The sequence below is a fragment of the Rhodopseudomonas palustris genome, assembly GCF_003226555.1.
Classification (GTDB): domain Bacteria; phylum Pseudomonadota; class Alphaproteobacteria; order Rhizobiales; family Xanthobacteraceae; genus Rhodopseudomonas; species Rhodopseudomonas palustris_I.
On record NZ_QKQS01000016.1, the window covers coordinates 152,323 to 176,723 of the forward strand.

Here is a 24,401-nt window from a genome sequence, read left to right on the forward strand (position 1 = left end):
GTCCTTAGGATGAAGCGATGCGGCCGGCGGCACGCGACCTCGCTTGCTGCGGGCCCGCCGAGCTGCCGCTTCCTCTCGTCGACAGCGCGCGGGAGAGAATGGCGAGTCGATCCCGGGTCAGGGTTTCGAAGCAATCGTGACCGAACCATTCGAGCGACGCTTCCGCACCGCTGTCCTCCGTTAAGGTCGCAAGGAAGCTGTCGTAGTCCATCGCGCCGTCGAACAGTGGCACCATGCCGTCACGGGAACCGGCTGCGGAATAGACGTTCTCAGGGGCGAACACACCGAGCTCGGCGCGCGATCGAACGTTCTTGAGATGGTAGTGCCCGATGAGCCCTGCGAGTGTGCGGCGAGCCAGCACGGGATCATCGCCTGCTTCCCAGACGTGCAAAGCATCGAAATTGATACCGAGGCTTGGGTGATCCGCATCGGCCAACAGGCACAGCGTCGACTCGACACTGTCGGCCAGTGTATTCGGGTGTGTCTCGACCACCAACCGGATGCCGTGATCTTGAACGATGCCGGCAATCTCGCCGATCCGGCCGGCCAGGGCTCTACGCTCCTCGCGCGAAAGTGCGGCGCTCGGCCTGTTGCCGGCGAAGGTGCGGATCTTTGGCGCCGACCAATGCTGTGCGATCCGGCAGAGCTGGATGGTCCGGTGGCGAATGTCAGCAACGTCGCCGTCTGTCGGCAGGTAATCGCTCAGCATCGGCACCGACAGACCGCAACTGCGAATCCAGTCTGCACCGTATTCCGGGTGCGTCCGCATCAAGCCGCGCGCGTGAGCGCCCCACAGTTCGACACCGTCGAAGCCGTTGCGTTGTGCCCACTCCACGATCTCGCTGAAGCAGAGCAGGTGATGGCGGAACGTGATGGTGCAGATCGATAGTTTCATCACCGTACACCGACACGGCGTTCGCGGGGCATCGCCTGGGTCAGACCTTGATGGTTGCACCAGGCGATGAAGACCTCGCGCAGCTTGGCCTTGATCGCGGTCTCCAGAGCATCCAGGTGATCCAGCGCCTGATTGATGTCGGCGGCGCAGGCGCGATCCTCGGTCTGGGCCAACCGCAGGATCTTCAGATGCAACGCCGGTAGGCCGAGCGCGAGCTCTTCGATCCGGTCGCACCACGTCAAGAATGCGTCGTTCGGCAACTCCAGTTCGCGCCAGAAGAAGGCGAAGCCGTGTTCGTAAGCCCATTTTCGGATCGACAGTACGGGAAGCTCACGGACCGCATCGCCGAGCGCCTGAAGGCGCAGGCCGTCGCGGCAGCCGAGATGGGCATCGACGACTTCGCGGATGCGGCGGATCAGCGGATTGTCGTCGGATATGAAGCACGCCAGAAAATAGTCGCCGATGTCGGCGGCGGTTGGCAGCCGTATCGAGCGGCGATCGAATACGTAACCGCCAGCGACGCTCGGCTGAGCGACAGCGTTGAGGATACGGTCTTTTGCGATCGGTCCCTCCCAACGGAAGTCGGGATCGCGAATCTGCCAGATCTCCGGATCCTCCGTCGCTTCGACCATCAGATAGTGCGGAAATGGGTTCTGGTTGAACTTGTTCTCCCGCTCCGGCAGATGGAACATGTCCAACATCACCATCAGGCTTTCGGTTTGCTGTCTGGCGGCGACCAAAGCCATCAGCCTGTCGAGATTGGCCTGTTTGGGTGCCGAGTGATCGTACCATTCGGTGATATGCACGCCGTAGAGCTGCTCGAACCACTGGCAGAAGAAGCCGTGGCTGATCTGATCGGTGTGATAGCGCAGTTGAAGCTTGTCCGAGACGGCGAAGTCGGCGTCCCAAAGACCGAAATACATCGGGCGATGATCGAGGCCGGCGGCCTTCACAGCGTCGCAGAGACACGACACGACGCAATGCACTTTGATGTCCGGATAGACGTCGGCATGGACGTCGGGAGCGTCCACGACTGCGGTATCACTGGCGCTCGAGGCAGCCGGGGAAGAACCGGCTAACAACTCCACCAGATCGCTCACTGTGTCGATCGCCGTCGCTGCGACGGCCGCTTCGGGGACGGGGATGCCGTGATCGAGCTCCAGATGCAAAAGCAGGTCCAGCATCAATACCGAGTCGAGATAGAGGTCGGCATTCAGCCGCGATTGTGGGCAAAAGCCGTCGAGATGCCGGTTGTTCAACCGCTCGGTAAGCACTTGGCGGATCGCGGCCGTAATCTGCTCGCGAGTCACGCGGCGGTCTCCTCTGCCAAAAACGCGAGGCGTCCTTCGGCATGCAGGGCGGCGATCTCTCGCCGGTTGATCTTGCCGTTCGCCTGCCGTGGCAGCCGGGGCAGGCGCACCGTCTCCATGGGGACCTGATGGGGAGCCAGGTTCTTGATACACCAGTCGCGCAGCTCCGCCGGCGCAATGCTGTGTTCGGCGCTGAATGCCACAGCGACCCGCTCGCCCGCGAGGGAATCCAGACGTCGGAATACGACCGCGTCGGTCACACCCGGCATCGCCATCACCACGTCCTCGACCTCCTTTGGATAGACGTTGAGGCCAGAGACGTTGATGGTGTCGTCGAGGCGACCGACGAACACCAATGTGCCATCGTCCTTGGTGTAGCCGAGATCGGCCGTCCGGATTGCGCGGTCGCCGACGTGGACCACGATCTCCCGCGGCTGCCCGGCATCTCCGGTCTCGACACGGAGATGGGGAAGCGGCACGCCCATGTCGCCTGATGCGGCCAGGTTTGGATTGATCGCCACGCATCCGGCTTCCGAGCAGCCATATTGCTGAAACAGATGCGTCGTCCGGGCCCGGATTGTCATCAACCATTGGTCGGGCAGCAGGGTGCCGGACGTCATCGCGGCATGGATCGTCTCGCTTGCGGGTAGCAGGCGGGCGATGGTGTAGAGCATGGCGGGCGATGAGTACAGCAGCGGCCGGCTGGTTTGGCGCAGGCGAGCGATGAGATATTTTGGATTGGCCGTGCCGAGAATGTGGGGAATCTGGCCGCGGCGGAGCCCGACCAGAACGCCGCAGATCAGTCCGTAGGAATGCGTGACCGGACATGCGATCAGCGGCGTCATGTCCTGTGGGGCGGTGAAAGTCGTCACATAGCTATCGATCTCGCGATCGATCTCAGCCCAACTGCGGGCGACCCGCTTCGGTTCGCCAGTGGTGCCGGATGTGGTCTGCATAAGCCCGCCCGGACCGGGACCTTCGCCGCCGAGATCCTCGATGGCGAGCCCATCGGTCACCAGCCGGTGGCAGCCGAGGTCGCTTGCCAGCCGGCGCGCTGCAGCACGCGGCGTCGACGGATGGATCGGCAGCACGCTGGCGCCGGCATCGCGGATGGCGAGCAGCAGCGCCAGGAGTTCTGCCGGATCGGACAGGCAGACTGCAAAGCTAAGGTTGGACCGATCATTGAGGCCGACTGCGTCAGCGGCGCGGGCGCCCATCGCCTGCAGCAGGGCCTGATCGTAGAATTTGTCGCCGACCTGAATCATGCGTACTCCCGTGCGATCGGCGCGACTGCCGCAAGTGGATTTGGGACTTTGTGTTGGAGAGCGTGGCCCGGCAGGCCGAGCTTTCGGGCGAGTAGGCTTTCGATCACGATCTCAGGTGTGCCGAAGCCGAGACGGACGACGCGTTCACCGAGGCCGTGTTCGGCGATGTCGGTGGCCAGACGCAACGACACCCGATGCCAGAAAGCGCCCTCGCTGATCCCGTAGAAGCTCTCCACCAGATGCGAGATCTCGGACAGATTGAACACGAACAGGCAGTCGACGAACAAATCGCGCAGGTCCTCCGGCCGTTCCATCCAATAGTACTGGTTCGGCAGCGCGCGACGATAACGAGGATCGAGCGCTGGAAAATCCGGCGCCAGATTGGGATCGGCGAGGAAGTCCGGAACGAATTCCAGGCTGTCGTGGAAGTCGCGCAGGATCAGGCGTTCGGGCCAGCCGTCGCGGTGCACCAGCACCATGTTTTGGCCGTGCGCTTCGGTGGCGATGCCATGGACGACGAGCAGCCGCCACACCGGCAGCACTGCGACGTCGATCAATCGTTCGAGCCATGGCTTGATGCCGTAGCGCTGCAGCCACGGATCGATGAAGGGCAGGCCATCTGCTTCGATCGCCATCAGCGCATTGAACGGTACTGCGCGCTCGCCGTCCGCGAGCTTACTCTCGACGCTCTCCCGCCAGATCGCCGCGACGTCTCCCCCGAGTGGACCATCCCGATCGACGATCGCGCCGGCAAATTCGCGGACGATGTCGAGCCGGTAGCGGGTTTTGAACAGCGGGTCGCCGTCGAGAACTGCGTCGAGCCAGCGCGACAGCACCGGGGCGGTCGCAACCGAATGCGCCTCGATGTTGCGGCGAGCCGAAGTGTTGACGATGCCGAGCGACAGCTTCACGCTGCTCCGGCAGGGGCTCTGCGCATTACTGAGCGTCCGAACGGACTGGCTGGCGCGATACGCGTCGCCGGCGACACCGAGATGGTGAATACGGCCGGACTCGAGCAGGGGACGCAGCCGATCGGCCGATAGATCATGCCATTGCCATGGATGGATCGGCATCAGGCCGAAACATTCGTGTCCGAGGCCGAGGGCATTAGCGCGCGCTTTGATCTCTGCGAGTCCCGGGGCGCCGAGTTCACGCTGCCAGAACGTCTCTTCGGAGTCTGGCAATGACAGATGGATGAGATCCCGGGCGACCGCGAGCCAGACCAATTGGAACGAGCCACCGGCTTCGGGGCCGTAACAACGGTGGTCGTGCTCATCGAATCCGGTGCGCGACTTGAAGCAGGGATGGTAGGGGTGCCCTTCGTCGATCGCCGCGTCGAGTGCGGAGAACGACATCAGTCGCCGGTCGCGGCACGGAGCATGGAGCCGATTCCAACGGACCAGTGCTTCGGTCTGACCGAGTTCCTGAGCGAGCCGCGCTCGCTCACGCGAGCCACCGGGAAGGGCCGCAACCGCATCGCCGATCGACGCCGGACGCCACGCGCTGCCGGTTCGGCACTCGACCGTTCCCGGCTCGATGCGAGGCCGGCCGAACGCGCCGAGGCGGCCGCGTGCTCGCCAAGCCTGCGCGCCACTGCGCCACTCGAAGGGCCGCGCCGGGGCGGCCGCCGACGCCAAAGGACCGAACAGGTTTTCGTACAAGGCCGCTGCAATGAGCTGGCGCACGATCCGCTCCTCCGGTCGGGCAGGGATGTCACCGGGAAGCGACACGAGCTTCCCCCCGTCGCGCCGCACGGCGATTGCCGAACAGCGGATTTGCCAACTGCACATAGATCGCGCGGCCGTCCTCGGCCTCCAGCTCGTCGATGTCGAACATCCGTGTCAGCAGATTGGCCTTCGCGGCAACAGTCGGGCGCTCGACAAGGCCGATGGCGAAGTCGCGTCCGACGCCGCCGAGTTCGTGCGCCAAATCGTTGAGGCGATCGCGCAACATGTTCAGCAACGCTTCTTCGTCGACCAGTCGATCCTGCCCCATGCGGGCGATCACCGAGCAGATCTGATTGACGATCAGGTAATAGGCAAAGCGCTCCTGGATCACGCGATCGTCGAAGTACAAGCCGCCGATCTCGGCGGTGTCGGGCACCAGTGCGACCAGCCGATCGCGATGGGCATTGGACAGGTAGAAGCCCTGATTGTCCCGATAATAGGATGCGGTCGGCAGCCCGGCCGAGACGTCGAGCAGAACGTTCTGCTGATGCGCTTCCAAGGCCACGCCCAGTTCGTCATAGAGCTTGACGAGCGGGTCCAGCGCGCAATCGAGATAGGCCGAGAACCATTGCCGGGCAGCGCTCGCCACTGGCACGCCTTGCTGCGCAGCATGTCCGCGCACCAACAGGTCGAGCCGTGAGCGCGCGCAAGGCGGAGGATCGGCCGTCAGGGCCGCGATCGTGATGCCCTTGCTCTCGTTGCCCGTTGTGAATGGATTCTCGCGGAAGATGACTTCGAATCCGCTCTCGGTGCGGCCGGGAAGCCCGAGCGTCAGGTAGGCTGGATCGCGGATCAGGCGGAAGCAAGGATGGCGCGCCAGGAAATCGGTGCGTGCGAACAACCGCGACATTGCGACCCCGGCCTCGAGTTCGGGCATCCGATTGATCCGCAAGGAGTTGGTGATCCGTACCGGCAGGGAGAATTTCAGCATCCACGGAATCTCGGGGCTGTACAGCGTGCGGACCGAGGACGTCGGCGAGAACTCCGCCCCGAACGAACCGAGGCGGCGAAGCCGGCCTTGCCTGGCGAGGTCCGCGATGTCGGGATCGAGCATCACGGCTTCTGCTTGCAGCGGATGGAGGGGCAGAAGGGCTTCGCCCGGACGCAACGTCGGGCGGTCGGCCACCGGGAGGAGTGTCCCGAGAATGTCAGAGACGGGAATTTCTTCGGTGCCACCGTGACGTAACAACGCTGCGTCGACGGCGAAGTATGTGAGTGGAAATCGGCCGTGATGCTCCGGTGCATAAGCAGGCTTCTGCCAATCGGTCATGCCTTGCCGGCTCTTCGGCGTCGGGTGCAGCCAATGCCCGAATATCAGGCTCTGTTCGCCGTCGAGGAAGGTTCGGCCTGCCTCCCCGGATGACCGCTGCAGGCTTTCGGCAATGCACTGATAGCTCGCGAGTACGCGGCCGAGCAGCTCTATCTCCTCATTGCGCAGCGTTTCCGCCCGTGCGGCGCCGATTCCGGAATAGCATTCCTGCACCATCAGATAGAGCGCGCGCAGCGGTGCGATCTCATGCCAGGCATTCTCCGGTGCTCGGCAAATGAAGACGCGCCCGAAGCGGAGCGGACCGCACAGCGACTCCCGTTCGATTTCGGCGCGTAATGTCGCAGCCGACATCGGACAGGACCACTCGACGTAGCTTCGCCGATCCCCGCACTCCGGCCTCTCCTGACAGGGTATTCCGGGGTCGATTTCGCGCCGGTAGCAATTGGCAAAGCTTTGGAACGTAGCGCGTTCGGCGATCTCGCGCATGGAATCGGGCATCGGTATGTCTTCCGCATAGCGGCCCGACTTGCTGGGCCGTATGGGTTCAACGGTCGACAGCGCCCGACCCCGTAATCGTAGCCGGGTGCATTGTTTAGAATTCAACCAATCATCGATTGCAAAGACCGGGCGGCGTTGACAGATCCGCGAGGAATGCGGTTAGAAGAATGACCGGCGGTAATGCCTCCGAGCTTCGAATTTCGTCGCGATCGTCTCGGTGGTTACTTCGGCCGCGTTGCGTTCGGTCGGGGCTGATGCGCTACGATGGGGATCTCATGTCGTCTGCGACAGAACTGCTCAGTATATTTGGAGCGGAGCAGGGCCAGCTCAAACGGATGGTGCGTCGCATCACCGGCAATGCGCATACGGCGGAAGACGTCGTCCACGAGACGTTCATCAAGTTGATGAATCGCAAGGTCACCGAACGGGACATTGGACTCGTCGTCACGACCGCGCGCAACCTCGCTTGCGACACGATCCGGGCAGAACGCGTCCGCGCCTCTTACGCCAGCAATGTATCGTCGGAGCAGTTGCAGACCGGCGTGGTGGATCCCGAAGACGCGGTGGCGAGCCGGCTGGATCTCGACGCGCTGCTGCGCGCGCTGCAGACGCTGCCCGTGCGCACCCAACGCATCTTTCTGCTGAGTAAGGTCGACGGCATGACCTATCCGCAGATCGCGCGCAGCCTGAACATCTCGGTCTCGACGGTCGAGAAGGAAATGATCTCCGCGCTCGAATTCTGCCGCACCTGGCGGCAACGGCGTGAGACCATCTAGCTATCCTTTCGAGCGGGGGCAGCTTGCGAGCGAATGAGATCACGCTCGGGCGGCGCGGGGCCTTGGCGATCGTGGACGAGGGCCACCACGACAGAAATCCGTGTCTGAGCACGAGGCGCATGAAGAGCTGACGTGATACCCAAACGAAAGCGCAACCACGGCGGCTCATTTCCGGGAAGCTTGGGCCCGCGCATTGTTGGCTGTATCTCGTTTACCGGTGGTGTCGCCGTCGCGGCCAACGCACGTCACCGGAGGCTGCGTCGGCGCAATTCGTCAACCCTTCGATTGCTTGAAAAAATGACGCGATCGTATTCTGGGTCGCGTGCATCCTGGTGACTGATGGCGATGATGGTGGCCGAGGGGAAGCGTGTTCCTATAATTCGGTGAAGAGCGATTTCCGACGCTTTGTCCAGAGCTGAAGTCGCCTCGTCGAGCAGCAATGGATCCAGCCGACACAGCAGTGCTCGCGCGATCGACAGGAGTTGCGTTTCGCCCTCCGAAAGCAGGACATCCCAGCGATCTGCCTGGTCGAGCTGTGAAACGAAATCATCGAGTCTGGGGTCTTCAACGCCTCGGCGGTCCGAGAGGCCCTCGAACGCTCAGGGGCCCGGATAGGACGCCGTGACGATCGCGCCTTCTTCGATCTCGTCGGGCTGTGCTGGCTGCTTCAAAGTTCCCGAGTGGCGCCGGTCAGTAGCGCGGCCGGATTTGTCGTGGGGTGATTCCGAACCGCCGCCGGAACGCCGTCGAGAAATTGCCCAGCGTCCGATAGCCGACCAGATGCGCGGCCTCGCCGACCGAGATGTTGTCGCGTTCGAGCAGCGCGCGCGCATGGTCCAGCTTGCGACCCCACACATACTCGAAAATGGTGTCGCCATGGGTGAGGCGAAACGCGCGCTGCAGGCTGCCGGGATTGAGGCCCGCCGCCGCCGCGATAGTCTGCAGCGTCAGGTCCTGATCGAGATGGGCGTCGATGAAGGCGCAGGCGCGCGGCGATGCGCGGGGTGAACCGCGGCGAGGCCTGCCCCGGCCGGCGTGTCGGTGGTCGCCTGGAGCGCCTCGGCCACGATCTCGATCGAACGGGATTCGAGATACAGCCGGATCAGTGGCTCGGCGAGATGCAGTGGATTGAGGATCTGTTCGGCGAGCGCTATCAAGCGCGGCGTCGCCTTCCAGCGCCGGGTGGTGAGGTGTCCGCGCAGGAAGCGCAATGCCTCGGCGCATCCTGCCGAGCGTGCCAGCGCTTCCTGGTCGAGCCATTCGGGGCTGACAGTGACGTTGACCTTGCGGATGTGGGCGCCCTTCACCGATTGCCGGACGAAGCTGTCCGGCGCCGACCTCGCGATCGCTACCGCCTCGATGTCGCCGTTGTCTTCGCCGCCCCCCAGTTCGACCAGCTGCCCGCCGAGCCAGACGCGGACCCGCCCCTGGAGAAACAGCGCGATGGTGAGGCCGGGCGGCTGCGTTGCCTCGGTGTGCAGATCGTAGATCTCACGGGTGTCGGTGGTGTGCAGCGTCAGTCCTGAGCGCGGCGGAGACCGCGACCGGCCCGGTCGCCGGCTACGTCGCCGGCCGCAGCGCCACCGGCACCAAGACGGATTCGCCGCTGGTCGAAACGCCGGCGTCGGTGTCGGTGGTGACGCGCGACCAGATCAGCGATCAGGGCGCGCAGAGCGTATCGCAGGCGCTGCGCTACACCGCCGGCACCTTCGTCGATCTGCGCCCTCCAGCCGCTACGACATCGTTCCGGTCCGCGGCCAACCGAGTGCTCAAACTACTTCATCAACGCAGGATACAACCAACATAAAATCATCGCGCTCTAAATCGGATAACTGGAGTGCGGAAAATAGCGACCAACGTGCGGCGGCACCGTTCCAGGGGCGCTTAGCGCGGCAGGGAGCTCCACGGCCTTGTAGGGTGCATTGCGACGTTCATTCGGATGAAATGTAATCTTATGAGTACGAAAGAGACGACTCATACACGGGGCATCGGAGGCTCGGTGGTCGCTGAAGCGCAATATGCTTACGGGATGACTGACGAAGCGGTTAGTGGGTAAAACGCAAAAATGGGGCGCGCAGCGTCGATATGGCGGTCAGTCCGAAAATCGTTCCAGCAGTGCGGCGCCTCCGATCAGGATATCCTGGCTCATCGCGTGGCGGGCTGATTTTGCATCGCGAGCCTTTAGTGCTTCGATGATGGCGATATGGCCGTGCTTGCGGTCGTGGAACGGCCGGCTTGTGCCGTCGTACAACGCCGACAGGATCGGCCCGAACTGCATCCAGAGGTTTTCGACCAGCCGAAATAGGGCGGGCGCTTGCGCCAAGCGGCAGACCGCGAAGTGGAAGTTCTCGTTTTCGACCAGCGCCCTTGCATAGTCGCGTGCGGATTCGGTCTCGATGTAGCGGGCGTGGATCGCCTCAAGACTCGCACAATCGGCTTCCGTCGCGTGCTCGGCCGCACGGGCGGCACCTTCGCCTTCGAGCAGGCGGCGCAGATCGCGAATTTCGATGCAACGCGCGCGCGTCAACCGCGGCACGATCACCGTCCCCCGCTCGTCGATCGTCAGCGCGTGTTCGGACGCCAGCCGCAGAAGCGACTCGCGAACCGGCGTCACGCTGATGCCGAGTTCATCCGCGACTTGCCGTGCAACAAGCTTCTGCCCCGGCTTCAGACGGCTCCGCATCAAGGAATCCCGGATCGCCGTATAGGCCTGCTGGCTCACGCTCTCCTTCGAGATCGGTCGTCCGAAGGGGTGGGACTGAAGGTCATCGTCCGACGGCCTGCGAATGGTTATTGACATGCTCGGAACCTTATGATGTTTTTGTTATAACAAATAATATACAACTAACAAGAGTGGCTGCGCGCAAGCTGCAGTCACAGAGGGCGAACTGCCCCGCGAGGAAACGCCGTTCGCGCGATTGATCGTTCGAGCGCTCGGCCGAAGGACCAGGAGGGGAACGTGTCCAGCGAAGCGTTGGCCGGCGGACGTCGTCGTGCGCCTTTCAAGCCAAGTCAGTCGTTGATCGTTCTCGGCGTAACTCTCGCGCTTTTTGTCGTGCTCAGCGCCGCGCTACCCGGGTTCGTCACGCTGGGCAATTTGTTCACCCTGGCCCGCAACATCTCGATCCTCGGCATCCTGGCGCTTGGCATGGCCGTCGTGGTGATCGGCCGCGGCATCGACCTGTCACAAATCGCCACGCTGGCTTGTTCGAGCGCAATCGCGGTCACCTTGATCAACAGCGGATGGCCGGTGGCCGCAGCGATCGGCTTCGGCCTGGTGCTGTCGATCCTGATCGGTGTCATGAACGGCTACTTCGTGTCCGTGATCGAAATTCCGCCGCTCTTCACGACGCTCGCATCCGGCCTGCTGGTGCTTGGGCTCACCCGCGCGCTCGTGGTCCCGCACTACCAAGTCTTCCTGCAGCCGGGGCACGAGATACTGCTGATGCTCGGCGGAACGGTGCTGGGCGGAGTTCCGGTGCCGCTGATCGCCTTCGCGATCTGCGCGCTGTTGCTGCATCTGTTTCTTTCGCGCACGGTGATCGGGCGCTTCATCTACGCCCACGGCGACAACGCCCAGGCCGCGCGGATGTCCGGTATCGCGACGCGTCCTCTCACCATGATTGAATACGCGCTGTCCGCGACCATCGGCTATATCGGTGGCATCATCATGGTCGGATCGACCTCGCTGATGCACCTGCAGATCGTCGAATCCACAATGATCTTCGACGTCATCCTGGTCGTCGTCCTCGGCGGCATCAGCCTCGTCGGCGGCCGTGGCAACGTACTCAGCGTGATCGCCGGCACGCTTTTGATCGGCGTGCTGCTGAACGCGATGACGATCATGAATCTCGATATCCAGACCCAGGACATCATCAAGGGCGCGGTGCTGCTGCTCGCGATCGTTCTCGACAGCTACATTCATCCGCGCGACGAAGAAACCGCAAAGCAGGGCGACTGATAAGCCCAATCTAAGCAAAATAAGACAGCACCGGGAGGACGACAATGACCAGAAAGAACAGCGATCACGGGCGCCTTCGCCCTGGCATTTTCGCACTGGCGGCGGCCGCGCTGATGGTCGGCAGCAGCCACGCAAGCGCTGCCGATCCGCGCGCCGAACTGCTTCAGAAATTCGAGAAAGCCGTGAAGGGCAAGACTGTCGCCTGGGTGCCGGTCTGGATGGGCGTTCTCGAGGGCGAGTGGACTCGCGTGATGAAAGCCCACTTCGACGACTACGGAATCAGAATGGTGACGCGCGATCCGAACATGAAGTCGGACGTGCAACTGCAGGCGGTATCGTCTCTCATCAACGAAAAGCCGGATGTGCTCATCGTGCAGAATCCGACGACGACTCTACTGGCGCGCGAGCTGAAGCGGGCGATGGACGCCGGCATCAAGGTGATCCAGGTCAACATGGCGTCGAACCAGCTCACCGACGCCTATGTCGGTGCCGACGTGCCGAAGCTCGGCCGCATGCTAGCCGGCGAGGTCATCAAGGCGTGCGGCGGCGGCAAGGGATCGGGCAAGATCTCGATCCTTCAAGGTGAAGCGACCGCGGCCTATTCGCTCGACATGGTCAAGGCGGCGATGGAGGTGTTCAAGACCGACCCGTCGATCAAGGTCGTGTCCTCGCAGCCGACCAATTGGGACGCCAACAAGGCTTCGGACATCACCACTAACGTGCTGCAGCAGAACCCGGACCTTTGCGGGATCTTCAGCGTCTGGGGGCCTCAGACGGTCGGTGCGGCTCAGGTCGTGAAGAACGCCGGCAAGAAGGGCGAGGTGAAGATCTTCGTTGCAAGCGATGGTCAGCCCGCGGATTGCGACATGGTGGAGCAGGGCCTGTTCACCAAGAACCTGTCCTACCGCGCCGATACGCAAGGAGAAGCGATCGCCAACGCAGTGCTGACCCTGTTGCAGGACAACCGGCCCGCCGGGACGACCCAGCTCGCCTACTACACGACGAACTATTGGGTCTCCAGCAAGGACGATCGTCAATACTGCTTCGTCGTGCCGAAGGAATAGCTGGCTCTCCTAGCTTAGTCCCGACATCACCGATGCCGTTCCACTGTGGAGCGGCATCCGCTGTCCGAAAGTCCGTCGCTCATGAAGTCCCTTCGACGTCTGTGGTATCGTCTTTCGCCCCAGCTGCTGCTCGGTGAGCTCCTGGAAAAGCGCTGGATGGAGCCGATCGTTCCCTTCACGCTGCTGCTGGTGGTGTTCGTCGCGTTTGTCGTGATGATCCCCGGCTACACGTCGATCCCTCAGCTTCAGCAATTGATGCGCAGTTTTCCGGAGCAGGGCTTCGTGGCGATGGCGATGGCCATTTCCATTCTCTCCGGCGGGCTCGATCTCTCGGTCGGCGCCGTCTTCGCGATGGCGGATTTCCTGACGCTGTATTTCCTGATGGTCCTGGAGTGGCCGTTGCCGCTCACGATCGTCGCTGTGATGGGGTGGGGGGCGTTGATCGGCGCGATCAACGGTGGACTGATCGCCTATGCGAAGACGCGACCGTTCCTCACCACGATGGTGGTGCTGATCATCCTGCGCGCAGGCTATAACAAGATCACGGGGCAATACGCCGTCGAACTGGCCTCCGCGTCCTCGGACAGCGCGGCATGGGATTATCTCGGGGGCGGTTTTCTATTCGGCATCCCGATCAACATGGTCTGCCTCCTCGTCGTCGGCGTCGTGGCTCATTTTTATCTGACGCGGATCCGCTCCGGCGTCCACATCATGGCGGTCGGCTCCAGCCGCAAGGCGGCGCGCCATGCCGGCATCGATGTGAAATGGTCGCTGTTCATGGCCTACGTGTTGTCCGGCATGATGGCGTCACTGGCGGGCATTCTCTACGCCGCCCGGCAGAACAGCGCCGGCACGGACACCGGCGTCGGCTGGGAAGTCAACGCGCTCGCGGCTGCGGTGCTCGGCGGCATCAGCCTGTCCGGCGGCCGTGGCACCATCAGCCGGGCGCTGATGGGTGCCGCCATCATCTTCCTGCTGATCAACGGCCTGGTTCAGCTCGGTACGCACGGCAGCCTGACCACCGCGATCATCGGCGCGATCCTGCTCGCGGCCGTGGCGTTCAACGTCAAGTTCGTGAAGAACAAGGGCAAGCTGCTGCAGAAGATCTACGTGACGCCGTCGCTGGTGGAGTTCGAGCCGCCGGCCTCGATCGCGCGGGACAGCGGCACCGTGTTCGCCGAAAACGACCGGCTGAGAAATGCCGAGGCGATCGCGCTCGACAAGATCGAGGGGCCAGAAGACATCATCCTCGACGAGCACGACCATCTCTACACGGTCAATCGCAACGGCTCGATTATCCGGTTCCTCGCACCGGACTACGAGGTGCGCGAAGAATTCGCCCGCATCGGTGGTCGACCGCTCGGGATGGCGCTCGACCGCGACAAGAACATTCTGGTCTGCGTGGCCGGCATGGGAGTCTATGGTGTCAGGCCCGACCGCACCGTGTTCAAGGTCACCGACGAGACCAACCGGACCTGGTATCGCTTCAAGGACGACTCGCGACTGTGGCTCGCCGACGATCTCGACGTCGCGCCGGACGGCAAGATCTATTTCAGCGATGCGACCACGCGCTACGACCTGTCGGATTGGGCGCTGGACGGCTTCGAAGGGCGGGGCAACGGGCGCATCGTCTGCCACGATCCGGCGACGGGTAAGACCAACACCGTCCTGTCAAATCTGGCCTTCCCGAACGGCGTCTGCGTGTCTCACGACGGTCGTTCGGTGCTGTGGGTCTCGACGTGGCTCTGCCGCATCTATCGCTACTGGATCGCTGGCGAGAAGGCAGGCCAGCTCGAGCTGTTGGTCGACAATCTGCCGGGCTATCCGGACAACGTGAATCGCGCCTCCGACGGGACCTATTGGCTCGCGCTCGTGGGCATAAGATCGCCGGTCTACGATCTGGCGATGGCGGACCCTGCCTTCCGTACGCGGATGGTAAAGCAGATCCCTCCGGACGAGTGGATGTGCCCCGGCATCAACAACGGCTGCGTCATCAAGTTCGACGATACCGGCCGCGTCCTGGAATCACTGTGGGATCCGGGCGGGCGTTCGCATCCGACGATCACCTCGATGCGCGAACACAAAGGCTATCTCTACATCGGCGGTCTCGAGAACAACCGTATTGGTCGCGTGAAATTGCCGAACGCCGACGTCAACTGGACCGGCTGGAAGTCCTACTGGGTGTCGAGCGTCAGCAATGATCCTGACGCCGAAGCGAGCAACGTTCATCGGATTCCTGCAGCGAGGGCGAAGTATGTCTCTGGCGCGTGACATCATCGACCGCATATTCCATCCGAATCGCGATGTTCACGCGATCCCGGTGCTGGACGGAAACCTCTCACCGAACGAGCGCCTCGACCGCGCGTTTGTTCTCGGCGAACCATTTGACGCTCCGGACGCGCTCGCATTGGACAGCAGTGGTACGCTGTATGTGTCGAGCGGTCGCACCATTCAGGTGTGCCGCGGTCCCGACTTCGCTGAACGACGGACTTTCGCGACGTTCGATGTCGAGGTCGGCGCGCTGGCGTGGTTCGCGTCGACCGGCCTGGTCGCCGCTTTGTCGGGGAAGGGGATCGTGTCCCTGACGGCAGAGGGAGCGATAGCCGCGCGCTTGACGAGTGTGGCGGGCGAGCAGCTCCGATCCGTGACCGCGCTGGCGATCGCAGACGACGGCCTGATCTATATCGCCGATGGCTCGCGGCACAATCCCGCCGCAGAATGGCACCGGGACCTGCTCGAGAAGCGCACACCGTCCGGCCGGATCATTGTCTGCGACCGACAACTTTCAAATGCCCGCATCCTGGCCGACGGCCTCGATTGGCCGGCGGGCCTCGTCGTGTCTCATGACGGTCGCAGCCTGCTGGTGACAGAGGCCTGGGCGCATCGGCTGAGCGCCCTGGCTCGCGACGGCGGAACTCCGCGCGCCCTGGTGAAGAACTTCGCCGGCTATCCGTGCCGGATCTCGCGCGGCACTCGGGGCGATTACTGGCTCGCGTTCTTCGGCTTGCGCACACAATTGATGGAGTTCGTGCTGCGCGAGGACTCGTTCCGCATGCGGATGCTCGAAGCCGTCGAGCCGCATCTGTGGATCGGCCCGCGGCTCGGCGGCGCGGCCGACTATCGTGAGGCGATGCAGATCGGGAGGATCAAAAAGCTCGGCATCCAGAAACCCTGGGCGCCCCCGCGGTCTTACGGCCTCGTCGCCCGCATCGGAACGGACGGTGCGGCGCGCGAGAGCTATCACAGCCGTACGTCCGGAGAGGTGCACGGTATCACGGCGGCGTTGGCGGATCCCGCGGGGCAGGTCCTCGCCGTGTCGAAGGGGCACGGCAAGTTGATCAGACTGCCCACCGGCCCGTGTCCGAGTAGGAGGACGCCATGAGCTCTATCGAGATCGCTCCGGTCTTGCAGATCGCTGCAGGAAGCAAGGTGTACAGCGGCGTTCACGCGATCGCCAACGTCGACTTCACGCTCCGTCCCGGCGAGATCCATGCCCTGCTGGGCGAGAACGGCGCCGGCAAATCCACCTTGTGCAAGGCGATTGCAGGGGCCATCAAGCTGACCTCCGGCGACTACTATCTCGGCGGCGAGAAAGTATCGTTCTCGTCTCCGGGCGAGGCTTTGGCGCAGGGCGTGGCGATGGTCTACCAGGAAACCAGCCTGGTCCCGTCGATGACCGTGGCGCAGAATCTTGAACTCGGGATGGAGAAGTGGTTCACCGTCTACCGCAAGATCAACATCGCCGCGCAGCAGTCACAACAGGCCCTGAATTTCAACGTCGATCCGCTCGCGCTAGTGGAAACGCTCGGCACCGCGAAGCGGCAGATGGTGGAAATTGCGCGCGCCGTTCGTCACAATGCGCGCGTCATCGTGTTCGATGAGCCGACGGCCAGCCTGACGCCGGAAGAAATCCAGCATCTCTTTCACCTTCTGAACAGTTTGCGTGCGAAGGGCGTCGGCGTCATCTTCATCTCGCATGCGCTGGAGGAAGCGCTGAAGATCGCCGACCGGATCACGATCCTGCGCGACGGCAAGCTGGTGCATACTGGGCCGGCGAACGAACTCGATCGCCCGAAGATCGTCCGGATGATGGTGGGCCGCGACGTCGCCACCAGCCACTACGCGGCCGCGGAAATCGCAGGTGACGCCGCGCTTCCAGTGGCGCCGGCCGAAACGCCGGCCGAGCGCAAGCGCGTGCTAGCGGTCGAGAACGTGACGATGGGCAACGTCGTCAAGAACATGTCGTTCTCGGTCTATGAGGGGGAGGTCGTCGGCATCGCGGGTCTCGTCGGCTCCGGCCGAACCGAAATTGCGCACATCATCTGCGGCGCGCGCAAACGCAACTTCCTGCGTGGCGGGCTGATCTATCTCAACGATAAGCCGATCCGCTATCGCGTACCGCGCCAAGCGATCCGCGACGGCATCGTCTACATCACCGAAGACCGCAAACTCGACGGCTTCTTCGAAACCATGACGGCGGACGACAACATTTATCTCGGCTATCTCGCCTCGCCCAAGGGGCGCAGCTGCTTCTATTCGCTGAAGAAGCGCAAGCAGGTCGCCGACCGCTGGGTGAAGGCGCTGTCGATTTCGGCGCTCAAGCGCAGTCTGAAGATCATCGAATATTCAGGCGGCAACCAGCAGAAGGTGGTGGTCGCAAAGTCGCTGGCGCAGGAGCCGTCCTTGGTGATCTTCGATGAGCCGACCCGCGGTGTCGACGTCGGCGCCATCCCGCAGATCCATGCGTCGATCCGCGAGCTCGCCAAGAGCGGCAAGGCGGTCGTCGTGATTTCCTCCTATCTACCCGAAGTGCTGGCTCTGTCCGATCGCGTGCTGGTGGCCCGCGGCGGGCGGATCGTCGAGGAGATGCCTGCGTCCGAGGCGACGGAAGAAAAGATCATGTACGCCGCGATTCACTGAACGAGGGCGCACCCGCCCTCTGCCTTTTAAGCTCTTTGTGAGAAGCCATGCTATATCCCGAGTCCGAGCGCGTCACCGCCGTCAAGCACCGCTTGTTGTCCTTCATGGACCGTCACGTCTATCCGAACGAGGCGCGTTTCTACCAGGAGGCGGAAGAACTCGGCCCCTGGAAGGTCTATCCGACTGTCGAGGAGCTCAAGCCGCTCGCGCGCGAGCAAGGGCTCTGGAATCTGTTTCTGCCCGACAGCGAGCACGGCGCGGGTCTCACCAATCTCGAATATGCCAGCCTGTGCGAAGTGATGGGTCGGTCGCATCTCGCGCCCGAAGTGTTCAATTGTTCGGCTCCGGACACTGGAAACATGGAAGTGCTGGCGCGCTACGGCACCGCCGAACATCAGGAGCGCTGGCTGAAGCCGCTACTGGCCGGGGAAATCAGGTCGTGCTTCGCGATGACCGAGCCCGCGGTCGCGTCCAGCGACGCCACTAATATCGAGAGCCGCATCGTGCGGGACGGCGACAGTTACGTCATCAATGGGCGCAAATGGTACACCACCAATGCCACCGATCCGCGCTGCAAGATCTGCATCTTCATGGGTAAAACCGATCCGGAAAATCCGAACAGGCATCAGCAGCAATCCATGATCCTCGTGCCGATGGATGCGCCTGGCGTGGAAGTGCTTCGTCCAATTCCAGTGTTCGGTTTCTACGGCGTTCCCGACCGCGCGTCCGAAGTCGTGTTCCGTGACGTGCGGGTGCCGGCGTCGAATATTCTGCTGGGCGAGGGGCGCGGGTTTGAAATCGCGCAGGGCCGTCTGGGGCCGGGGCGGATTCACCACTGCATGCGGTTGATTGGGCTCGCCGAGCGAACGCTGGAAAAGCTGTGCCGGCGTGCGGCCAGCCGCGTCGCGTTCGGCAAGCCGGTCTCGGAGCAGACCGTGACGCAGGAGCGCATCGCTGAATCGCGCATCATGATCGAGCAGGCTCGGCTGCTCACGCTCAATGCGGCCCATGCGATGGACACCGTCGGCAACAAGGTCGCCAAGACCGAAATCGCCATGATCAAGGTCGCGGTGCCGAACATGGCCTGCCAGGTGATCGACTGGGCCATCCAGGCGCACGGCGGCGGCGGCACGAGCAACGATTTCGGCCTCACGGCTGCCTACGCGACCGCACGGCTGCTACGCTTGGCCGATGGTCCGGACGAAGTCCACCGCAACCAAATCGCCCGGCAGGAACTGAGGAAATACTCGAACAAATAGTTTCGTCTGGCCGAAGTGTGGTCGAGCGTAGGTTCGTGTTGCATCTACAGAAAGAACCGTTGAGTTCAAACAGGACGCAGTTTGGACTCGATATCTGCCTTAGAGATTGTTTCGCGTTCGTTCAGGAGCCGGATGATTTCGCCAAGCCCATCTGCGTGTTTGGCGATGGCGTCTTTGGCTACTCACCACACTCCCGGCAGCAGCCGATAGCGGGTGACGGACGCGTAATTCGTGTAGCCGGGGAGCTCTTGTTGGAGGGCACGGTCCTCTTGCGCTGTGCGCCAGGTGAACAGGGCCGTTATCAGCGCCACTGCGACGAGGGCCCAGGCGGAGCCGAGGATCAGGGCGGTGCCGGGGAGGCCGAGTAACGTACCGAGATACATCGGGTGTCGGACCAAGCCATAGGGGCCGTCGCGCACGACGGTGTGGGCGCGGTCGCTCTGGATGCGGACCGTGCTTTCGGCATGGTTGTTGACGAGCAACGTCCAGGTCGACAACACCGAGCCGGCGACGAACAGCAGCAGTCCAGGCGCCACTGTCCAGCCCGGCAGCGGCGCCCAGCCGAATCGGATCGCGTCGAGGCCGGCAACCAGCGGATACGACGTGATGAGCGGCAAGAAGCCGGCGTAGAACAGCCGGTCGAACCGTTTGGTGTCGCCGCGCATGCCCTTGGCGCGTGCCGCCATTAGTTCCGGATTGGCGAGCTGCGCCGCGGCACTGCCAGCTATCGACACCGCAACGAACGCCCCCGCGTAGATCCAGCCGCGCGGCCAGTCCAGCGTGCCGGCGCCGGCGAAGGCTAGCGCCGTGTAGATCGACGCCCCGAGCGCGGTGCGGCCGAGCCGCACGGCGAGAAGAGATGTGGCTGGCCTGGCAATCTCCGACATTGCACCTCCGATCGGCACGCAAGACGAGCTCCGTCTGGTAGGGAGCGGAGAATCCACGCGCCATCGTGATCGATCTGTGGGTTGAACCCCGGCGCTCCGTCGAGCCGGAAGACAGACAGGTGAGACCACGGACTTCGAGGACACCCCCGACCTACGTTTCGAGATGTCGACCAACCGCCCTTCGGTGACGAGGTCGATGTGAACGTCGGGATATCGGCGGAGAGATTCCAGGATCAGGGGCGAGAGGATCTCCCGCGCAGCCATTGCAAAGGCGTTGATCCGCAGCGTGCCCGAGGGCGTCGCCTGCCGAGACCTCGCCGTTTCGATCGCAGCTTTGATGTCCTGCAGCGCAGGGCCGGTTTGGCCGACGAAGAGCTGCCCGGTGTCCGTCAGCGAGACGCTGCGTGTCGTCCGCTTGAACAGACGGACGCCGAGGCTCGCCTCGAGCTTACTGATCGCGTTGCTGAGTGCCGTGGTCGAGATGCCGAGATCGAGGGCGGCTGCGCGAAACGATCCGCGCCGCGCAATGGCGATCACCGCTTCGAGATCTTGCAGAGAGGCCCGCGGCATTATCCTGATTTTCGCAACGTGTCATCCTTATTCTATCTGCTTACCGAAATGATTGTCCATCGCTAGATCAGGCTCGCGCGCAAACCAGGCGACCGCCGATTCCGCGACGTCGCGAGGTCTCGTTCGATGCAGACATCGAAAAGGAATAACATCATGCAACTCGACCTGCCGTCCCCGATCGCCGCTTATCTCGCCGCCCATGGGCGGCGCAGCGACGGCGTTGCTGATCTGTTTGCTCAGGATGCCGTGGTGAAAGACGAAGGCCACAGTTATGTCGGCGTCGCCGCCATCTCGCGCTGGCTGACGGAGAGTTCGGCGAAGTACGACTTCACCGTTTAGCCGATTGCGGGAGAAGCCGCGCTCGGGGCGACTATCGTGACGTGCCGTGTCACAGGCAATTTTCCCGGCAGCCCGATCGACCTGCGCTATCGGTTTCGGATCGACGGCGACAAGATCGCTTCGCTGGAGATCTCGCCATGAGCTTCCATCGCGAACTGAACGAGCGCTCGGTTGACCCGGATCGGGTCGGCCTGCGGCTGGCGTTTCTTGAAGACACCAAGCAGTTCTCCGGCGGACTGCTAGAGGCCCAGATTGGCCGTCGGTGCGGCATGGCGATATCGTTCAATTCACCGCAGGAAAACGACAAGAGCACGGACTTCCCGTGCTGTAATCCATTCGCGACCTACGGATAGCCGCAGGCCGCCACCGAGCGCGCGCCAGGAGCGCGAGCGGACCAGCTTCGCCGCGAGACTTATCGACGGGAGACCGACGATGAGCGTCCCTGATCACGAAGATGTGGCGCGGCCTTCGCGAGCGTTGGAACCCCGCGCTCTCCACATATCCCGACGCGATCGTGGGCGCCGCCTGCGTCGCTCTTCTTCCTGCCACCGCCATCGCCCAGACAGCCCACCCTCAGCGACCTTCACAAGGAGACCATGGAATGAGCAGCGGTTTCGTCAAGACCAAGGACGGCGTCGACATTTTCTACAAGGATTGGGGGCCGAAGCAGGCTCAGCCGATCGTCTTTCATCACGGCTGGCCGCTATCGTCCGACGATTGGGACGCGCAGATGCTGTTCTTCCTGGCGAACGGCTATCGCGTGGTCGCTCATGATCGCCGCGGCCATGGCCGCTCGTCGCAGGTGGACAGCGGACACGACATGGATCACTACGCGGCCGACGCATCAGCCGTCGCCGAGCATCTCGATCTGAAGAAGGCGGTGCACATCGGTCACTCGACCGGCGGCGGTGAAGTGGCGCGTTACGTCGCCAAGTTCGGTGAGCCGCAGGGCCGCGTCGCCAAGGCCGTGCTGGTGTCTGCCGTGCCGCCGCTGATGCTGAAAACCGAGAAGAACCCCGGCGGCCTGCCGATCGAAGTGTTCGACGGCTTCCGCAAGGCGCTCGCCGGCAACCGCGCGCAGTTCTTCCTCGATGTCCCGGCCGGGCCGTTCTACGGCTTCAACCGACCCGATGCGAAGACGATGCCGGGCGTCGTCAACAACTGGTGGCGCCAGGGCATGATGGGTAGCGCCAAGGCCCACTATGACGGCATCAAGGCGTTCTCCGAGACCGACCAGACCGACGACCTGAAGGCCATCACCGTGCCGACGCTGGTTCTGCACGGCGAGGACGACCAGATCGTGCCGATCGAGGACTCCGCGAAGCTGTCGGTCAAGCTGCTGAAGAACGGCAAGCTGAAAACCTATCCGGGCTATCCGCACGGCATGCTCACCACCCATGCCGACGTGCTGAACGCCGACCTGCTGGCGTTCGTGAAGGAATAAGGCCCCGCGGCAACCAAGCAGCGGCCCGGCCCGACACGTCGTCGCGCCGGGCCGTTGCGTTTTACCTGGCTCCTACCAACCGTACTGCAATTGCATGCCGAGATAATCGCTGCTGTGGCCCCCCGGAGGCCGTATAGGCGACGTCGTCTAGCGAAGGCGTGAGCGCGCGCCGAACATGATCGCGACATGGGCTCCCGTCGGACTATCCTTGATTTCGACGCGGCCACCGTGCAACCGCGCGATTTCGCGAACCAGGTTGAGACCGAGTCCGGCGCCGCGCGTGCCGGGACTCACACGATAGAACGGCTCGAACACGCGCTCGCGATCGCCGATCGGCACGCCCGGCCCCTCATCGGTCACGCACAGCTCCGATGCGCTGACGCGAACCAGGATGCGGCCGCGGCGGCCGCCGTATTGGATTGCGTTCTGAATCAGATTGGCAATTGCGCGCTCCAGGGCTCCTTCGTCGCCCGGCATCGTGAGCACATCGACTGTGTTTTCGAATCCAATCTCGTAGCCTGCAGCGATGGCGAGCGGGGCGAGGTCCGCGGTGGTGCGGCGGGCGATGTCGACAAGGTCGACGGCCCCCCACGGCGCGGCGGTTTGTCCCAGCCGTTCGACGTCCAGAAGCTGGTCGGCAAGGGTCGACAGCCGTTTCATATCCTCCAGCAGCCGCGCCGTTTGCGGGCCGAGATCGAGCGACTCGATACGGGTCTGCAGAATCGCAATCGGCGTTCGCACTTCATGGGCGGCGTTCGCCAGGAACAACTCGCGACGTTCCAATCCTTCGTCGAGGCGTCGCAACGCATCGTTGACGGCGCGCACCAACGGCACGATCTCGCTCGGCACCAGATCGAGCGGAAGCTGGGTGCCGCGCCGGTCGATATCGATCGCCTCGGCCTCAGCCGCGGCGGTTGCGAGGCCGGCCAGCGAGCGACGCACGACCATCGGGGTCGCGATCAGCGTCGCCAGTGCCATCACGACGGTGACCGGAAGAATGATGCTGGCCATCAGCGCGGCGACGACGCCGGCAAACCGATGCCAGGGCACCGTGCCGCCGGCGCCGGCCAGAATCTGGAGTGGGCCGCCCGGCGCGTCGATCCAGCGCATCCGTGCTCCGCCACGTGGCGCATCGCCGATCGTCCAGCCGAGGCGGGCCTGTCCGACCGCGTCGAGGGCATCGCCAATCCGGGCAAATTCGGCCGGCACTTCGCCGCGCGAGATCGAATGCCCGGATTTGTCTCTGACCAGAAACCAAAGCTCGGGCATCGCAGCGAACTGCCTTGCCAACATCGGCGTCTGCCTGAGGGTCAGCCCGCCCGACTCGTCGCGCGCGACCGCATCCCTGATCGCATCAATGGTTTGGTCTTCAGGCTCGGGCGGCACCACAAAGCCCCCAGCCCACAACGTGCCGATCCACGCGACCGTCAGGATCGCGAGCACCATCGCCTGCAGCGCGACGAGGCGGCGGACCAATAACCATCGCAGCGAGGTGCGCGGACGCGTCGTCATGGTAAGCGATTGATCAGATAGCCGATGCCGCGAATGGTGTGGATCTCGACGCCGGCGTCGGCGTCGATCAGTTTCCGGCGCAGCCGCGAGATGTGGGTGTCCAGTGCGTTCGACTGGATGTCATCTTCGAAGCCGTAGACCGCGTGGACCAGCGCTTCGCGGGCGACGGTTCGCCCGGACCGTCGCAACAGCGCCTCCAATACCAGCAACTCGCGCCGCGGCAGATTGAGGTCGACGCCGGCGACGCTGGCCTGGCGATGGGCGCCGTCGAAGCAAAGGCGGCCCAGCTTGAGAATCTCCTCCGACAGACCGCTCGGCCGGCGCAGCACCGCGCGCAGCCGGGCAAGCAGTTCAGCGATGGCAAATGGCTTGCCCAGATAATCGTCGGCGCCGCTATCCAGCCCCGCGACGCGCTGGGCGAGGTCGCCGCGCGCCGTCAGCACGATGATGGGCGTCATCAGGCCCTTCGCTCTCAGCGTGGGGATGAGCGACAGCCCGTCGCCGTCGGGCAGCTGGCGGTCGAGCAGAATCGCACTGTAGCTGTTGTCGATCAGAGCCTCTGAGGCCAGCCCGAGCGTCGCGACCCGGTCGACCACCATGTCGTGGTTCCGCAGGGCGCCGGCCAACGCCGCCGCCATTTCGGGCTCGTCCTCCACCAGGAGTACACGCACAGCAGAATCCTTCCGACCTCATCGGGATTCGGT

Annotated in this window: 22 protein-coding genes and 2 pseudogenes; 12 read left to right on the forward strand and 12 right to left on the reverse strand. The window is 63.4% G+C overall.

What is annotated here, in order from left to right; genetic code table 11:
• Positions 1-4: 4 nt before the first annotated feature.
• From DNX69_RS11775 to DNX69_RS11795, 5 genes are all read right to left on the reverse strand, one after another.
• Positions 5-895, reverse strand: a complete 891-nt coding sequence (locus DNX69_RS11775) for a sugar phosphate isomerase/epimerase family protein (protein ID WP_110786185.1) — start codon at positions 893-895, stop codon at positions 5-7.
• On the reverse strand, positions 895-2,205 hold the full coding sequence (locus DNX69_RS11780) for a DUF6005 family protein (protein ID WP_110786186.1): 1,311 nt from the start codon (positions 2,203-2,205) through the stop codon (positions 895-897). The genes DNX69_RS11775 and DNX69_RS11780 overlap by 1 nt, the downstream gene beginning before the upstream one ends.
• The gene (locus DNX69_RS11785; protein ID WP_110786187.1) at positions 2,202-3,470 is read right to left on the reverse strand and encodes an AMP-binding protein; all 1,269 of its coding nucleotides are present in this window, start codon (positions 3,468-3,470) and stop codon (positions 2,202-2,204) included. The genes DNX69_RS11780 and DNX69_RS11785 overlap by 4 nt, the downstream gene beginning before the upstream one ends.
• A complete protein-coding gene (locus tag DNX69_RS11790) occupies positions 3,467-4,825 on the reverse strand; it encodes an IucA/IucC family protein (protein WP_234826941.1) in 1,359 nt (452 codons plus the stop codon). Before DNX69_RS11790 ends, DNX69_RS11785 begins: the two co-directional genes overlap by 4 nt.
• Positions 4,826-5,183: 358 nt before the next feature.
• Positions 5,184-6,965 (reverse strand): IucA/IucC family protein, encoded by a 1,782-nt coding sequence (locus DNX69_RS11795; RefSeq protein ID WP_110786188.1) that lies wholly within the window; start codon positions 6,963-6,965, stop codon positions 5,184-5,186.
• 275 nt (positions 6,966-7,240) lie between these two features.
• Here DNX69_RS11795 and DNX69_RS11800 point away from each other — a divergent pair, with 275 nt between their 5' ends.
• A complete protein-coding gene (locus DNX69_RS11800) occupies positions 7,241-7,741 on the forward strand; it encodes an RNA polymerase sigma factor (protein ID WP_042441556.1) in 501 nt (166 codons plus the stop codon).
• Between the two features lie 245 nt (positions 7,742-7,986).
• Here DNX69_RS11800 and DNX69_RS26905 read toward each other — a convergent pair.
• Positions 7,987-8,277: pseudogene (locus tag DNX69_RS26905) on the reverse strand (ABC transporter ATP-binding protein/permease); the annotation flags it as partial.
• Between the two features lie 154 nt (positions 8,278-8,431).
• Positions 8,432-8,827 carry a helix-turn-helix transcriptional regulator gene (locus tag DNX69_RS26625; protein ID WP_234826951.1) on the reverse strand — a complete coding sequence of 132 codons (396 nt, stop codon included), beginning with the start codon at positions 8,825-8,827 and terminating at the stop codon, positions 8,432-8,434.
• Between DNX69_RS26625 and DNX69_RS26630 the strand changes: the two genes are divergently transcribed.
• Both DNX69_RS26630 and DNX69_RS26780 read left to right on the forward strand, forming a co-directional pair.
• Entirely contained in the window at positions 8,737-9,267 is a 531-nt protein-coding gene (locus tag DNX69_RS26630; RefSeq protein WP_234826957.1) for a hypothetical protein, read from the forward strand. The two genes, DNX69_RS26625 and DNX69_RS26630, sit on opposite strands and share 91 nt — an antisense overlap.
• On the forward strand, positions 9,207-9,548 hold the full coding sequence (locus DNX69_RS26780; protein WP_110786190.1) for a TonB-dependent receptor plug domain-containing protein: 342 nt from the start codon (positions 9,207-9,209) through the stop codon (positions 9,546-9,548). The genes DNX69_RS26630 and DNX69_RS26780 overlap by 61 nt, the downstream gene beginning before the upstream one ends.
• Before the next feature lie 285 nt (positions 9,549-9,833).
• Here DNX69_RS26780 and DNX69_RS11820 read toward each other — a convergent pair whose 3' ends face one another.
• On the reverse strand, positions 9,834-10,541 hold the full coding sequence (locus tag DNX69_RS11820; protein ID WP_110786191.1) for a GntR family transcriptional regulator: 708 nt from the start codon (positions 10,539-10,541) through the stop codon (positions 9,834-9,836).
• A gap of 159 nt (positions 10,542-10,700) precedes the next feature.
• Here DNX69_RS11820 and DNX69_RS11825 point away from each other — a divergent pair, with 159 nt between their 5' ends.
• From DNX69_RS11825 to DNX69_RS11850, 6 genes are all read left to right on the forward strand, one after another.
• Positions 10,701-11,702, forward strand: a complete 1,002-nt coding sequence (locus DNX69_RS11825; RefSeq protein ID WP_234826942.1) for an ABC transporter permease — start codon at positions 10,701-10,703, stop codon at positions 11,700-11,702.
• 44 nt (positions 11,703-11,746) lie between these two features.
• Entirely contained in the window at positions 11,747-12,766 is a 1,020-nt protein-coding gene (locus DNX69_RS11830; RefSeq protein ID WP_110786192.1) for a sugar ABC transporter substrate-binding protein, read from the forward strand.
• Positions 12,767-12,847: 81 nt separating this feature from the next.
• Positions 12,848-15,037 carry an ABC transporter permease gene (locus tag DNX69_RS11835; RefSeq protein ID WP_110786291.1) on the forward strand — a complete coding sequence of 730 codons (2,190 nt, stop codon included), beginning with the start codon at positions 12,848-12,850 and terminating at the stop codon, positions 15,035-15,037.
• Complete coding sequence (locus tag DNX69_RS11840; protein WP_110786193.1) at positions 15,021-16,148, forward strand: SMP-30/gluconolactonase/LRE family protein; 1,128 nt, start codon at positions 15,021-15,023, stop codon at positions 16,146-16,148. Before DNX69_RS11835 ends, DNX69_RS11840 begins: the two co-directional genes overlap by 17 nt.
• Positions 16,145-17,686, forward strand: coding sequence for a sugar ABC transporter ATP-binding protein (locus DNX69_RS11845; protein WP_110786194.1), 1,542 nt, complete (start codon positions 16,145-16,147; stop codon positions 17,684-17,686). The genes DNX69_RS11840 and DNX69_RS11845 overlap by 4 nt, the downstream gene beginning before the upstream one ends.
• Before the next feature lie 47 nt (positions 17,687-17,733).
• Positions 17,734-18,945: an acyl-CoA dehydrogenase family protein gene (locus tag DNX69_RS11850; RefSeq protein ID WP_110786195.1), complete on the forward strand. Its 1,212-nt coding sequence runs from the start codon at positions 17,734-17,736 to the stop codon at positions 18,943-18,945.
• A 182-nt stretch (positions 18,946-19,127) separates the two neighbouring features.
• Here the strand turns inward: DNX69_RS11850 and DNX69_RS26640 are convergent, their stop codons facing one another.
• Positions 19,128-19,832, reverse strand: coding sequence for a methyltransferase family protein (locus DNX69_RS26640; RefSeq protein WP_234826952.1), 705 nt, complete (start codon positions 19,830-19,832; stop codon positions 19,128-19,130).
• Between the two features lie 156 nt (positions 19,833-19,988).
• Positions 19,989-20,402 (reverse strand): annotated as a pseudogene (locus DNX69_RS26645) (LysR family transcriptional regulator); the annotation flags it as partial.
• Positions 20,403-20,555: 153 nt separating this feature from the next.
• Between DNX69_RS26645 and DNX69_RS26650 the strand changes: the two are divergent.
• From DNX69_RS26650 to DNX69_RS11870, 3 genes are all read left to right on the forward strand, one after another.
• Positions 20,556-20,741, forward strand: coding sequence for a hypothetical protein (locus DNX69_RS26650; protein ID WP_234826943.1), 186 nt, complete (start codon positions 20,556-20,558; stop codon positions 20,739-20,741).
• A gap of 137 nt (positions 20,742-20,878) precedes the next feature.
• On the forward strand, positions 20,879-21,094 hold the full coding sequence (locus DNX69_RS11865; protein ID WP_110786197.1) for a hypothetical protein: 216 nt from the start codon (positions 20,879-20,881) through the stop codon (positions 21,092-21,094).
• A gap of 248 nt (positions 21,095-21,342) precedes the next feature.
• Positions 21,343-22,185, forward strand: coding sequence for an alpha/beta fold hydrolase (locus DNX69_RS11870; RefSeq protein WP_110786198.1), 843 nt, complete (start codon positions 21,343-21,345; stop codon positions 22,183-22,185).
• Between the two features lie 147 nt (positions 22,186-22,332).
• On the opposite strand, the gene DNX69_RS11875 is transcribed toward DNX69_RS11870, so the two are convergent.
• Both DNX69_RS11875 and DNX69_RS11880 read right to left on the reverse strand, forming a co-directional pair.
• Entirely contained in the window at positions 22,333-23,697 is a 1,365-nt protein-coding gene (locus DNX69_RS11875) for a sensor histidine kinase (RefSeq protein ID WP_110786199.1), read from the reverse strand.
• A complete protein-coding gene (locus tag DNX69_RS11880; protein WP_110786200.1) occupies positions 23,694-24,368 on the reverse strand; it encodes a response regulator transcription factor in 675 nt (224 codons plus the stop codon). Before DNX69_RS11880 ends, DNX69_RS11875 begins: the two co-directional genes overlap by 4 nt.
• Positions 24,369-24,401 lie beyond the last annotated feature (33 nt).